The sequence below is a fragment of the Bacillus sp. C1 genome (assembly GCF_054570475.1).
Map to the genome: position 1 here is coordinate 23,336 of NZ_JBTMZT010000019.1, position 13,592 is coordinate 36,927.

General features: G+C 34.6%; 11 protein-coding genes, 1 pseudogene and 1 other annotated feature. Of the genes and pseudogenes, 11 read left to right on the forward strand and 1 reads right to left on the reverse strand.

Going from position 1 to position 13,592, the window contains the following annotated elements; genetic code table 11:
- The first annotated feature begins 19 nt into the window (after positions 1-19).
- The 8 genes from ACX5JI_RS25310 (at position 20) to ACX5JI_RS25345 (ending at position 9,923) form a co-directional block, all read left to right on the forward strand.
- Positions 20-706: an SGNH/GDSL hydrolase family protein gene (locus ACX5JI_RS25310; RefSeq protein ID WP_459503737.1), complete on the forward strand. Its 687-nt coding sequence runs from the start codon at positions 20-22 to the stop codon at positions 704-706.
- Positions 707-786: 80 nt separating this feature from the next.
- Positions 787-1,608: an SDR family NAD(P)-dependent oxidoreductase gene (locus tag ACX5JI_RS25315; RefSeq protein ID WP_459503738.1), complete on the forward strand. Its 822-nt coding sequence runs from the start codon at positions 787-789 to the stop codon at positions 1,606-1,608.
- A gap of 65 nt (positions 1,609-1,673) precedes the next feature.
- Positions 1,674-1,930 (forward strand) — a binding site (T-box leader).
- Positions 1,931-2,010: 80 nt separating this feature from the next.
- Positions 2,011-3,267 carry an MFS transporter gene (locus ACX5JI_RS25320; RefSeq protein ID WP_459503739.1) on the forward strand — a complete coding sequence of 419 codons (1,257 nt, stop codon included), beginning with the start codon at positions 2,011-2,013 and terminating at the stop codon, positions 3,265-3,267.
- Positions 3,268-3,946: 679 nt separating this feature from the next.
- Positions 3,947-4,396 carry an NUDIX hydrolase gene (locus ACX5JI_RS25325; protein WP_459503740.1) on the forward strand — a complete coding sequence of 150 codons (450 nt, stop codon included), beginning with the start codon at positions 3,947-3,949 and terminating at the stop codon, positions 4,394-4,396.
- Positions 4,397-4,734: 338 nt separating this feature from the next.
- On the forward strand, positions 4,735-6,390 hold the full coding sequence (locus ACX5JI_RS25330) for a multicopper oxidase family protein (RefSeq protein WP_088060675.1): 1,656 nt from the start codon (positions 4,735-4,737) through the stop codon (positions 6,388-6,390).
- Positions 6,391-6,530: 140 nt separating this feature from the next.
- Positions 6,531-7,961, forward strand: a complete 1,431-nt coding sequence (locus tag ACX5JI_RS25335; protein ID WP_459503741.1) for an IS4 family transposase — start codon at positions 6,531-6,533, stop codon at positions 7,959-7,961.
- A gap of 431 nt (positions 7,962-8,392) precedes the next feature.
- Positions 8,393-8,866: an 8-oxo-dGTP diphosphatase gene (locus ACX5JI_RS25340; RefSeq protein ID WP_459503742.1), complete on the forward strand. Its 474-nt coding sequence runs from the start codon at positions 8,393-8,395 to the stop codon at positions 8,864-8,866.
- 355 nt (positions 8,867-9,221) lie between these two features.
- The gene (locus ACX5JI_RS25345; protein WP_459503743.1) at positions 9,222-9,923 is read left to right on the forward strand and encodes a YrrS family protein; all 702 of its coding nucleotides are present in this window, start codon (positions 9,222-9,224) and stop codon (positions 9,921-9,923) included.
- 83 nt (positions 9,924-10,006) lie between these two features.
- Here the strand turns inward: ACX5JI_RS25345 and ACX5JI_RS25350 are convergent, their stop codons facing one another.
- Positions 10,007-10,540: a GNAT family N-acetyltransferase gene (locus ACX5JI_RS25350; RefSeq protein ID WP_459503744.1), complete on the reverse strand. Its 534-nt coding sequence runs from the start codon at positions 10,538-10,540 to the stop codon at positions 10,007-10,009.
- 433 nt (positions 10,541-10,973) lie between these two features.
- On the opposite strand from ACX5JI_RS25350, the gene ACX5JI_RS25355 reads away from it, so the two are divergent.
- The 3 genes and pseudogenes from ACX5JI_RS25355 to ACX5JI_RS25365 all read left to right on the forward strand — a co-directional run bounded on the left by ACX5JI_RS25355 (position 10,974) and on the right by ACX5JI_RS25365 (position 13,591).
- Positions 10,974-11,627, forward strand: coding sequence for a YdeI/OmpD-associated family protein (locus tag ACX5JI_RS25355; protein WP_459503745.1), 654 nt, complete (start codon positions 10,974-10,976; stop codon positions 11,625-11,627).
- A 421-nt stretch (positions 11,628-12,048) separates the two neighbouring features.
- Positions 12,049-12,420: pseudogene (locus ACX5JI_RS25360) on the forward strand (N-acetylmuramoyl-L-alanine amidase family protein); the annotation flags it as partial.
- Between the two features lie 328 nt (positions 12,421-12,748).
- Positions 12,749-13,591 carry a MurR/RpiR family transcriptional regulator gene (locus ACX5JI_RS25365; protein ID WP_459503746.1) on the forward strand — a complete coding sequence of 281 codons (843 nt, stop codon included), beginning with the start codon at positions 12,749-12,751 and terminating at the stop codon, positions 13,589-13,591.
- Position 13,592: the final 1 nt, after the last annotated feature.

Below are 13,592 nucleotides of genomic sequence, written 5' to 3' on the forward strand. Positions count from 1 at the left end.
AATTATGGGGGCGTGAGAAATGAAAATAGCATTATTTGGAGACAGTTTAACTGAGGGAAGACCAGGTATTTCTTTTTACAAAATATTGAGAGATCAATTTCCAAATGACACTTTATATAACTTAGGAAAACCAGGTGAAACAGTAACGGGTTTATATAATCGAATCAAGCGGGCTAAAGATGATGAAACATTCGACATGTCATTTCTTTGGATAGGAGTAAATGATATTTACGCCAAAATATTAGGTGTAAAAGCGCAACCAGTCGTATCAAACCATGAAGAATTTACTGAACAATATCAAAAAGTTCTTGAAAAACTACTCACTAGGTCAAAAAAAGTGATTGCAGTATCACCTACCATCATAGGAGAAATAGTAGACAATGAATGGAATAAAAAAACATATGAACTAGGAACGATTATTTGTTCATTGTCTCAACAATACCAAAATGTATATTATCTTGATTTGCACAAAGAGTTTACAAAAACTCTTGCAAAAAAGAATAGTTCTGAATATATTACGACAAAACCAATGAAAATAGTTTTTGAAGCATTGTTTTTAAGAAAAGAAAAGCGAATCGATTATATATCGGAAAAACGTGGGCTTCAATTAACATTAGACGGGGTGCATCTAAACAGTAATGGTGCTACAATCGTTGCGAATCAATATGCACATATAATCCAAAAACTAAGGGATAAAGAGAATTAAATGCTTTTATTTTTCGCTAAATTAGAACAATCGTTCAATTTTTAGGGCGTGTATTATTATGATGTCAGGAGGGCTCTATGTTGGATGAACAGAAGGTGGCAATTGTAACCGGTGGAGCTTCTGGGATTGGTCGAGCTTTATGTATAGCGTTATCGAATAAAGGTATCTTTGTTATTGTAGCTGATATTAATAAAATAGATGGTGAAGCAGTAGCAAGTGATATTGTTAATAACGGAAAAAAAGCTAAATTCGCTTTCCTAAATGTGACTGAGGCGAATGATATCGAAACCCTTGTATCAGAAATCAATCATGAATTTGGAAGAATTGATTATATGTTTAACAATGCTGGAATTGCTATGTACGGAGAGGTATTCGATATGTCACGAGAGGATTGGAAAAAAATTATAGATATTAATCTTCACGGTGTTATTTATGGCACTCAGGCTGCATATTCACTTATGAAAAAGCAAGGATTTGGCTATATCATAAACACAGCTTCAGCAACGGAATTAGGGCCTGCTCCGCTCTGTGCTGCATATGCAACAACGAAACATGCAATTGTAGGATTAACAACATCATTACATTATGAAGCGGAAGCTTACGGTGTTAAGGTGAGTGTATTATGTCCAACTTTTGTAGACACACCAATATTTCAGAAGGCAGAAGCGATTCATATAAATAAGGCTATTATTATAGATCAGTTAAAAATGAATAAACCGATTTCCGCAGATAAATTTGCACAAATTGCTCTTACAGGTATCGAGAAAAATCAATTAATGATTTGTCCAATGCCGTTAAGAAAAACAATGGATATATGCTTTACACTCTTTCCGTTTCTCCATAAAAAACTAATGCGTTTCGTTTGTCGGATGGCTCGTAAAGCGAAAATAAATACGCAGTAAATAATTTGATTATTCTCACTTTTATTATTTACAATAATAAGTACTTGTGATAATATGTTAAAAAATCACATGCGATGAAGAGAAGAGTAAATAAGGTAAATTCTTCACAGAGAGCTCCAGTAGCTGAAAAGGAGCCAGCATTTCTTATTGAAGCAAGCCTCTGAGCATCATACCGGAACCTTTAAAAAGGGGATAGTGTGACGGGAGCTCCCGTTATAGAGCTAAGGTATAAACATTTTTGAAATGTCGTACCTGATAAGATTAATATGGTGACATATTAATAAACTGGGGTGGCACCGCGATGATAAATCTCGCCCCCAAGACTTAAGTCTTGGGGGTGGGATTTTTTTATTTTGTTTTAAGTGTTGCATTCTATCTGATTATATTTTAGGAGGAATTCAATTGAGTTTTAACAAAACATTGGAAACTTGGCGGTATCCATCTATCTTATTGTTTAGCATTGGTGTTTCAAGTGTTGGAAGTTGGATTTACTTTATCGCTCTAAACCTTATCGTTCTTAACATAACAGAGTCGGCCATTGCCGTCTCTGGTTTATATATTATTAGAGCTTTATCAACACTGTTTACTAATATTTGGTCAGGAAGTCTTGTAGATCGTTTAAATAAAAAATATCTCATGATAGCATTAGATGTCTTTCAGACTGTGCTAATTGCATTATTACCTTTCTTCTCTTCTTTAGGGCTTATATATGCTATGGTCTTTCTTATTACAATAGCGAGCTCTATGTATCATTCGACATCGGTAACTTATATCACGAAGTTAATACCAACCGAACAAAGAAAACGTTTCAATTCTTTGCGTAGCCTACTTGATTCCGGAGCTTTTTTGACTGGACCAGCAATAGCGGGAATGATGTTTACAATTGGTACACCTAATATGGCTATTTATATCAATGCTGGAGCTTTATTTTTATCTGCATTAATTACAGTAGGAATGCCTAATGTAGAATCCTCTACCCAATTAGAAAAAACATCACATACAACAAAATTATCTGTTAAGCTATTAATAGATGATTGGAAGCTTGTCATTGGATTTAGTCGTAAGTATCTATATACCATGACGATTTATCTTTTGTTTAGTGCGATGATCGTCATGATGACAGCCACAGATTCGCTGGAAGCTGCTTTTGCAACTAGGATACTTTCCTTATCTGAAGGTGAGTATGGAGTCTTAGTCAGCATTGCTGGAGCAGGAGTATTAGCAGGTTCTGTATCTAATACAATAATCGTTGAAAAAATACTTACCTCATGGCTTATTGGTATGGGTTCCTTAATAACTGCAGTAGGTTATATGGTTTTTACATCCTCTAATACCTTTTTTATAGCATCTATAGGCGTTTTTGTTTTGTCATTTGCTACTGCCTTTTCTAATACTGGTTTTTACACATTTTATCAAAACAATATACCTGTTGATGTGATGGGGAGAGTTATAAGTATTTACGGGTTTATTGAGGCTTTTTTAATTATTATTTTTACTGTAATCTTTGGTATTTTTTCTGAGCTTATATCTATACGATTTGTTGTAGTTTCAGGAGCATTTATAATGTTTTTGGTATCTATTACACTATTTATTTTCAGTGTTCAACCATCAAAAGCAAAATTATATTCATCCCATTCATTAGATTCTAAAGAAATGTAAGAGTATAAAAGTACAAAAAGATGTGCGTACGAAAACGTGCGTCTTTTTGTATTTCAAGGGATCTCATCACATCGCTATCAACCTAAGCTCATGTAACGTCAATTATAAGCGAGATTGTTTCCTTTTTTCGAAAGTCTACGTTCCCCAAATCCATGCACTAGAAGGACGTTCACCATCATAATATGCCGGAACAAAAACAAAATTTTTGTACCATGAACCATCTCCATGAACACAATGTCCTACTGTCAATACAGCATTATCAGCATCACTATTTATAACAGATGCAGAACATATATAAGGACTAGAAGATGAGATTTTTCTAAAAAATAATTTTCCTGTTGTTTTTGGAACTATAGCCTTAGTTGATATATTAGGTTCAATCGGTGGAGTAGGTGGAGCATATTCTTGTTTTTTATTTTCTTTGTTTTTAGATTGAGGTTCTTGTGATGGAGTTAAATCAGTAGAAGGGTATTAATAAAATTTCGGGGCTAATTCGTGTTTTTCGGCTCTCGAATGAAACAGCTTTATTATTAATTTAAAAATCTATTTTCTATGATACAATTAGATTTCCAAATAACTTTGAAAGCTTTCTGTCATTCAAATATACAGAAGGCTACTGTGTTTTTTTGAGCTGAAATTAAACAACTTTATTATCATTACACAGGGAGGAGGTTAAGCAATGAGAGCACCATATCAAGTATTGATATTTCCTTATATAAAAATTGATGATTCTATTCAATATGCTATTTTTAACCGAAGTGATTATGGTTATTGGCAAGGAATAGCTGGTGGTGGAGAAGATGGTGAGACCCCTATTGAATCAGCAAAACGGGAAGCATTTGAAGAGGCTGGTATTATAAGAGAATGCCCATATATAAAACTAGATTCCGTGTCTTCACTACCAGTAGAGGATGTAGTTGGAGGATTTCTTTGGGGAGAAGATATTTATGTAATAAAAGAGTTTTCTTTTGGAGTTAAAGTTCCGACAAAAAATATTGAATTATCCAAAGAACATTTCAATTATAAATGGTTGTGCTTTGAGGAAGCAGTAACACTTTTGAAATGGGATAGCAACAAAACAGCATTGTGGGAATTAAACAAAAGGCTGTTAAAACAATTAAAGTGTTAGCTAACAAAGACATTAGTAGTATAAGAATGAAACAACTTAAAAAAGTCTTGCTACACTTCATATGCAGCAAGGCTTTTATTTTTCTTAGCTTGGTTTTTTTCCGAAATGCTGGTGATACCACATGCCCATCAACCTAACAGAACAGGTTGCACCCAAAACGAATTTTTTTCTCTCTACATTTATTTCTGAGAATTAAATTCATTTTTTCATTATATAAAGAACGATGCATTACATTTTCTTAGTGTAAGTTCTGTTCAAGTTTCTTTTCACATAAGATGATTAGGTATAAAAATATAAGGTGAAGCGATATTCTGATTATTTAAAAAGGAGGCAGATAAATGTCTTTAGAAAAGTTTGTAGATGCATTACCTATTCCACCTGTCTTAAAAGCAAAAGATAAGCGTGATAACATTCCGTTCTATGAGGTAACTATGAAGCAAGTCGAACAGAAGTTACATCGCGATTTGCCACCAACTACCGTTTGGGGTTACAACGGTATGTACCCTGGTCCTACATTTGAAGTACGAAGAAATCACCCTATTTTAGTCAAATGGAAAAATGAATTACCTTTTGAACATCTGCTACCCGTAGATCGAACTATTCATGGAGCAGAACCAGACAAACCTTCTGTTAGGACGGTTGTACATTTACATGAAGGTCGGGTTAGACCCGAAAATGACGGATATCCAGAGGCATGGTTTACGCGAAACTTTGAAAATGTTGGCCCGAAATTCGTGCATGAAGTTTACTATTATCCAAACTGTCAACGACCTGCGACTCTATGGTATCATGACCATGCCCTTGGAATCACTCGTTTGAACGTTTATGCAGGACTTGCAGGGTTCTATCTCCTTCGAGATAAGAAAGAGGAAGAATTGAACTTACCAAATGGAAAGTTTGAAATTCCACTAGTCATACAAGATCGTTCATTTTATCCTAATGGTGAACTGTTCTATCCAACTCAACCAGGACATGAGCCACCTCCAGCGCCACAACCACCTCCACCAATAGATCCAACATTACCAAATCCATCAGTTGTACCAGAATTTTTTGGAAACACCATCCTAGTCAATGGAAAAGTATGGCCTTATCTTGTAGTCGAGCCACGGAAATACCGGTTCCGCATCCTTAATGGCTCTAACGCTCGTTTTTATCGTATAAAGTTGAGTTCTGGACAAAATTTTGTCCAAATTGGCACAGAAGGAGGACTTTTGGAAAAACCAATCATCGTATCCGAAATCATCCTTGCACCAGCTGAACGTGTCGATGTTATTATCGATTTTTCAAACCATAAAGGTCAAAGTATTATCTTAACAAATGACGCACCAGCTCCATTCCCTAACGGTGCCCCACCTTCTTCAGACCTGACACAAATTATGGAATTTTGTGTCAAACAAAAATTGCACAAACCTGACAACAGTAAAATTCCAAAAAAGTTAAGTTGCTTAGAACACTTGGATCCTAATGATGCTGTAATCGTACGAAAAAACCTCTTAGTTGAAACTACCGATGAATTCGGGCGTTTAAAACTTTTATTAAATAACCTAGATTGGGATCAAATGCCCCTTACAGAAACCCCATATAATGGGACGATAGAGATTTGGGAGCTTTACAATACTACACCGGACACTCACCCTATTCATTTGCACCTTGTTACTTTTCAAATTTTGAATCGTGCTACGTTTACTGGTGATCCAAATGGTCCTGACCTTATAGTTGGACCGCCACAACCACCCGATCCAAGCGAGATGGGTTGGAAAGATACCGTTCGTGCCAATCCTGGGGAGGTCACCCGTATCATTGCGCGTTTTGGGCCATTTATAGGAATCTACCCGTGGCACTGCCACATCCTTGAACACGAAGACCATGATATGATGAGACCATACGAAGTTCTCGATAATCAAAACTTTAACCCGTGTGAACCGATCCCTGGGGAATGTCCAGATGATTCGTTCACTCAGTGTTTCGATCGTGATAATGATGACGATGATTGATTACAACACAAGCTTTTCTTTTTTATTTTGTCTATAAGGAGTACCAATACATCGCTATCAAGCTAAGGTCTTACACTACCCGTAAAGCAAAAAAGACGTTATCCTTTCTGTAGAATTATAAGAAAGGATGGCGTTTTTGTATGTCTATTTCTGTATCTGATGAATTACAACTATTTGCTCAAGAGATTCAAAGCTTTTTATCTCCAAATATCTTACGAGATCTTGCTAGAGATGTTGGTTTTGTACAACGAACTAGTAAGTACCAAGCAAAAGATTTAATCGCTTTATGTGTATGGATGAGCCAAAATGTCGCTACGACTTCTTTAACTCAGTTATCTAGCTGTTTAGAAGCATCAACAGAAGTACTCATCAGTCCTGAGGGACTGAATCAACGGTTTAATAAGGCGGCCGTCCAACTTTTACAACACCTACTAGCCGAACTACTAAGCAAAAAATTGGCCGCATCTATGCCGATTTCTTCTCCATACACTTCTGTTTTCAAGCGTATTCGTATTTTGGATTCAACTGCATTTCAACTTCCCGATGTATTTTCATCTGTTTATCCAGGTGCAGGAGGATACAGCCATACAGCGGGGGTGAAGATTCAGCTTGAGTATGATCTATTAAGTGGACAGTTCCTACATATTCATACGGGTCCAGGTAAACAACATGATCGAACCTATGGTTCTCTGTGTACCCCAACTTTGACAGCGAATGATTTATGTATCCGAGATTTAGGTTATTTTCACTTGAAAGATCTTCAACATATACAAGATAAAAAGGCTTACTATATCTCTCGTATTAAATCAAATACACGTATTTATCAAAAAAATCCCACCCCTGATTATTTTCAAGATGGAAGAATCAAGAAAGGTACAGAGTATATACAGATAGATATGGAGTTCTTAATGAACTCTCTTCAGCCAGGACAAACATGTGAAATATCCGATGCTTATGTAGGAATGATGGATAAAGTACCAACTCGTGTGATTGTTCATCGACTAACAAAAGTACAACAACAAAAACGATTACAAGATCAAACTGTAAGAGAAAAAAAGAAAGGAATGAAGTATTCTCCTCGTAGTAAACGACTCAGTGGTATCAATGTATATATGACAAACACCCCTACAGATATTGTCCCGATGGGACAGGTACATGACTGGTATTCTTTGCGTTGGCAAATCGAAATTTTATTTAAAACGTGGAAGTCATTCTTTCAAATTCATCATTGTAAAAAGATAAAACCAGAACGATTGGAGTGCCATTTATATGGTCAATTGATTGCCATTCTACTCTGTTCTTCTATCATGTTTCAAATGCGCCAATTGCTCCTCATGAAGAAAAAACGAGAGCTTAGTGAGTATAAAGCCATATATATGATTAAAGACTATTTTCTTCTTCTATTCCAAACTATACAAAAAAACACCCAAGAGCTATCAAAGGTGTTACTTCGCCTATTCAATCTCCTACAGCAAAACGGGCGGAAATCTCATCGATACGAGAAAAAAACGGTCTTTGATATATTAGGTGTCGTTTACAATTGTACCATGTCTGATAATCAAGCCGCTTAATTCAAAAAAGTGAAACCCGTTAGGGTTTATTTCGTATGCAAATCTTTCAATCATCTACACTTGCCCTTTAGAAAAAAGAAACAATCTCGCTTAAAATTGACTTTGCATAAGCTTAGCTTGATAGCGATGTGGTGATACCCCATCGCCATCAAGCTAAGAAAAGCAAATATCCCCCAAACGAAAAAATGAGCTTTTTTGTTACAAGTTAGTATAAAATTTCGTTCTGGGGGTACTATAAAATTTTAGCTTGATGGGCATGTGGTGCTATCCCTAATAGAGATTGCTTCTTACTGGGGAATTAAAGTTTTGGAAGTGAAGAATCAAAAAAGTAGAGACGGAAAATAAGTAGCTTCGAGAGTAATTGAAAGTAGCATATACGGATGTATATAATAGGATGGTAGAATTCAGATAAAAAACGAGGGAGAAACAGAATGAATAATGGTGTGAATTATAAAATTTGGACGGTATGTATGATTCAAAATGAGGATAAGGTTTTATTCCTCGATAGACAGCATGACGATTTCAAAGGATTCATTCCTCCTGGAGGAAAAGTAGAATTTCCGGAAAGTATTGTTGACAGTGCCATTAGAGAAGTTAAAGAGGAAACTGGTCTTGAAGTTAGCAATCTTGTTTATAAAGGACTGTATGAATATGTTAATCCAGTCGCCAAAGACCGATATATGATATTTAACTATTTTACAAAGGACTTTCAGGGGGATTTACTTAAAGATTCGCCAGAAGGAAAAGCTGTTTGGGTGAATATTAATGAAGCTTACAATCTTCCTATGCAAAAATCCATTCGTAGAAGATTCCCTTTGTTCTTTGAAGAAGGAACATTCGAAATTCAAGTAGAATGGGATCATGAAAAAAATCAAGAGGGACTAGTTACTATAAAAAGAACATAGACAAAACAATGCTTAGCCTACACATATTAGTCATATCTAATATGTGTAGGCCTTTTAATTTTAAGTATTTATAAATTTAGGTCTTGATCATATACGAAATTCGCGTTTTATTGGTGGGATCCCTTCAATCAAACATTTTGTTATTGAAATTCCGAATATTAAGATGTATTATAAGGAAGCGTGTGTAATCATATACTGATGGGAAAAACGTATTTATCATAGATGTTTGGTTTGTGTAAATGATAAGGGGGAACGTGAGCACACTATACATAGGGAATTTTTAAGTTTATTAGCATAGAAAATATAAAAATAAACTTACTAGAGTCTAAAGTAAAGCAACATGGAGGTTTTAGGAATGGAAAATGAGAGTAGGATCCAAAAAAAACAACAAAGCCATAGACACGGCGTTGTGAATATCGGGTTAAGTTTGGTATTATTAACAGTTAGTGTAATATCGTATCAATTATTTTTTACTACACATACAAAAGGAAAAGAACAGCCAGAAACAAAGAAAGTAGCGCAACAAGCATCTTCTAAAGAGACGAAAAACGAACAGAAAACAAAACAAGCAGAAGAAGACGCTTCAAAAGAACAAATGAATGAAGAAGTTGAAAAACAAAAATTAATAGAACAACAAAATCAAGAAAAAGAAAATGCAAAAATACAGGAAACAGAAAAGAAAAATAATGAAAACCAAGTGAAAAAACAAGAAGAACAAAAGGCAAATGAAGCAGTAACAAATAAAAACCAATCAGAGAAAAATGCAGATCCAGCAGACCAAAATAAGCAATGGAAGCCAATTGGTACAGAACAAGGGACAAAACCTGCTATGCAATTTAAAGAGGGAACGACAGATTGGAATGAAATGAAACAGGCAATTTCTTACGCTGTTAATGTGCCTGAATCGCAACTTATTTACGACTTTATCGGAAATAATGGAACGAATAAAGCATATGGTAATGTACGAGATAAGCAAAGTAATAAAAAATATAAAGTATACATTGATTGGGTAGAGAATAAAGGTTGGAAACCAGCATCTGTTCAGAGTGTAAAATAGTTATACCGACAAATAATCTACGAAAATTCAATATATAAAATAAAGACTCTCTCAATTGGAGAGTCTTTATTTTATATGAGTAATTATTTTTCTGCTTTTCTTTCTTTTCGTTTATCAAATACAAATAGATTAAGTTCTTCAGTGTCATTAGGTGATTGAATCGATCGTTCAAACTGCAATCCTACTTTTTTAAGAAGTTTAGCTGAAGCATGATTATCTGAAGTAGTAATCCCTACAATACGATTTAGCCCCAATTTATTTGCTCCATATGTCATCACCGCAGATGCTGCTTCATAAGCATACCCTTTAGCCCAATATTTTGGAAGAAAGGCAAAGCCAATATCCACATCTTCTAAGGAATCTCTTTTTACTAGACCACAAATTCCAATTGGAACATGATCTTCCTTTCGTTCCACTAAAAAAAGACAAAAACCAAATTGTTTATACATACGAATCGGGCCATTTAAAATATAAGCCTTTGCGTCTTCTATTGTTCTTACAGCACGATCTCCTATAAATTGCAACCAAGAAGGATCATTCATAAGCTCTAAAATGAACGCTGCATCATCAGTTGTTTGTAGACGGAGAGCGAGACGTTCTGTTTCCATTATATTCAAAGGAAATACACACCCTTTCAGTAATATATTATTATATCTCATCTAGATTGGGAGGGAAATACGGATATCATCATTGTTTTATCATTTAAACTGAGAATCCCCCTTCCTCTAAACGAAGTGACGGTGGGGGTAGTTCCGTACAAGAAATCATGAATAAAAACATGTAAGTATCGCTTTAAATCATCACTGCTCAATAGTTTCTTAGAGATAAGATGATTTTTTCATTGCATATTTATGTTGATTTCATTATATTAGCTTTTTAGATACCTTCTTGCCCGAAGATTAAGCAAGTTCATCAAGTTGGGTATGGGAAATGCTTTAAGGTTGATAAATTTTTAAGTAAAACTAAAAAGTGACAGCAAGAACTAAAGAAATTGAGAACGATCATTCTTGGCTGTAAATTGAGCGGAAAATTAAAGAGGAGTGTTTCTTAATGACAAATGGTATATCGAATCCTAAGGTTGATGAATTTTTAAGTAAAACCACAAAGTGGAAGAAAGAATATGAGAAGTTGAGAAATATCGTTCTTGACTGTGAGCTGGCCGAAGAATTTAAGTGGATGCATCCTTGTTACACATTTGAGAAAAAGAACATAGTTTTAATACACGGGTTTAAAGAATATTGTGCGCTTCTGTTTCAAAAAGGTGCCTTGTTACAGGATACCCATGGAATCCTAGTCCAACAAACAGAAAATGTACAGGCGGCGCGCCAAATTCGGTTCACCAATGTGCAAGAAATAATTGAGATGGAAACGATCTTGAAAGCCTATATTTATGAAGCTATAGAAGTTGAAAAAGCTGGTTTGGAAGTGAAAAAGAAAGAGCATAAAGAATTCATAGTTCCTGAAGAACTTCAAAATAAATTTGATGAAATGCCTACTTTTAAAACTGCTTTTGAATCATTGACACCTGGAAGACAAAGAGCATACATTCTTTATTTTTCTCAGGCCAAACAATCGAAAACTCGAGAGTCGAGGATTGAAAAATATACGCAAAAAATTCTCGATGGAAAGGGATTAAATGATTGTACTTGCGGGTTATCTCAAAAGCAGCCTAACTGTGATGGCTCACATAAGTCCATTCGCTAAGAAATGAAATAAATAAGATATTATCTTACTTTTCGTTCGAACTCCTTTTTAAATTACAGGTAACAATCAAATTGTTTGAAATGGACAAAAAATGAATACGATCGCATCCAAATTCTTAAAGTTGTTTCTTTTTGCGATCTAAATTTCGATCTAGTATAGAAATACGCATATAACCAAACTTCATGTTTATCATCTCCTTCATCAAACGGTGTACCAAAAACGATTGTTTTTGGTACACCGTTTGATTACAAAATTATGCTTCATTTTATGTAACTCCATTAACTACAAATACAAAATTACAATAGATTTTCAATTTCAAGGCCATTTCTGCATTTTATCTTTATCAGCGTTCATTAATATTTTCATTAGAAACCGAATTAAAAGCTGATAAGGAGATTGTTGAAATGAAAAAAAGAGCGATATTACATTACAAGCACGTGTTAAAGTGGCTAAAGACCATCCGGCAGATCTTTATATCAGCATTCATCATGATGCTTTTGAGGATACAAATGTACATGGAATAACAACTCATTATGGGGCTAATAAAAGAAAAGATAAAAAGTTAGCTAAGATCGTTCAAAAAGCTATTTTTAATCAAAATATAGATACTCGAGATAGAGGCATTCATGGAAGTGATTTCCTTGTCTTAAGAGAAAATCCTTCACCAGCTATCTTAATTGAGTTAGGGTTTACGTCTAATGAAAGTGATGAATAAAGAATGAATTCAGAAGAATTCCAGATAAAATCGAAAAAAGGTATTGTGGATGGCATTATTAATTATTTTACTATCTAACAAAATAGGTAAATAGAAAAATACTATTTTTTCAATATGTTAATCAGGAAGAATAGTATTTTTTATTTTAGAGGTATAGGGCTCATACCCATCAAGCTAAGGGTGCCAAGAGGGTATATGTGAATGTGTTTTTTTGAAATTTCTACGACTACACTAAAGATGTGCATAACAAATAAACCTATTAAATAGGTATTTTATTAGAATTTTTAGAATTTTATTGAATTATGTCGTGGTATGTGCTACTCTTCTATCAATCGCAATTATGAAGTTAAAACTTCATAATTGCGATTGATAGAAGCTTTAAATTCATTTAGGAAGGATGACACGTTTGGATTTAAAAAAAATTATTCAAGAGGAATACAATCAACTTTCTAAAGGTCAACAAAGAGTTGCTAAATATTTATTAGAAAAGCCAGGCGACTTTGCTGTTAAATCAGCGAGTGAGATTGGTGAGCAAGTTGGAGTAAGTGAAACAACTGTGATTCGTTTTTGTTACTCTATAAAACTATCAGGATTTTCTGAACTTCAAAAAATGGTTCGTGAGCAACTTCTTTTTATGAAGAGCAGTCTAGGGCAGTACTTTTCCAACAAACTTGAATTAGCTGAACAACCTCATTTTTATGCAAAAGTCATGGAACGAGATTGTCAATATATACAAGAAACAATCAATAATATTGATGAAAATGAGTTTGAGCGGGTTGTTGATCAATTAGTAAAAACGGATAAAATCTATGTTTTAGGGTTGAAATCTTCATTTTCTGCAGCTAATTGGCTCACAATGACTCTTGGTCTAGTGAGGGGAAACGTTCAAATTCTTCACCCGGAAACAAACGATTTGTTATGTACTTTAAGCGAGATAGATCATCGATCAACCTTAATTGCTATTTCGTTTCATCGTTATTTGAAAGAAACAATTAAAGTGGCTGAAATGGCTAAGGAGCAAGGAGCTTTTGTGATTGGAATTACAGATTCTTCACTGGCTCCAATTAGGGAATCTGCAGATGCGATTTTTCCAATGTATTCATCTGAGAAATCAACGATTGATGCTACTCCGGTACTGTTTTCGTTTTTGAATGCTATTGTTGCCGGTGTTTCTATCAAGGATAAAGATCGATTTGAAAAGCGTAAGGAACGATACGAAAAGCTGAATGGAGATTACTTTTTTGTATAAA

Coding starts and splice junctions, on each gene's coding strand:
- ACX5JI_RS25310 (WP_459503737.1), top strand. CDS start 20: ATGAAAATAGCATTATTTGGAGACAGTTTAACTGAGGGAAGACCAGGT.
- ACX5JI_RS25325 (WP_459503740.1), top strand. CDS start 3,947: ATGAGAGCACCATATCAAGTATTGATATTTCCTTATATAAAAATTGAT.
- ACX5JI_RS25330 (WP_088060675.1), top strand. CDS start 4,735: ATGTCTTTAGAAAAGTTTGTAGATGCATTACCTATTCCACCTGTCTTA.
- ACX5JI_RS25335 (WP_459503741.1), top strand. CDS start 6,531: ATGTCTATTTCTGTATCTGATGAATTACAACTATTTGCTCAAGAGATT.
- ACX5JI_RS25340 (WP_459503742.1), top strand. CDS start 8,393: ATGAATAATGGTGTGAATTATAAAATTTGGACGGTATGTATGATTCAA.
- ACX5JI_RS25345 (WP_459503743.1), top strand. CDS start 9,222: ATGGAAAATGAGAGTAGGATCCAAAAAAAACAACAAAGCCATAGACAC.
- ACX5JI_RS25355 (WP_459503745.1), top strand. CDS start 10,974: ATGACAAATGGTATATCGAATCCTAAGGTTGATGAATTTTTAAGTAAA.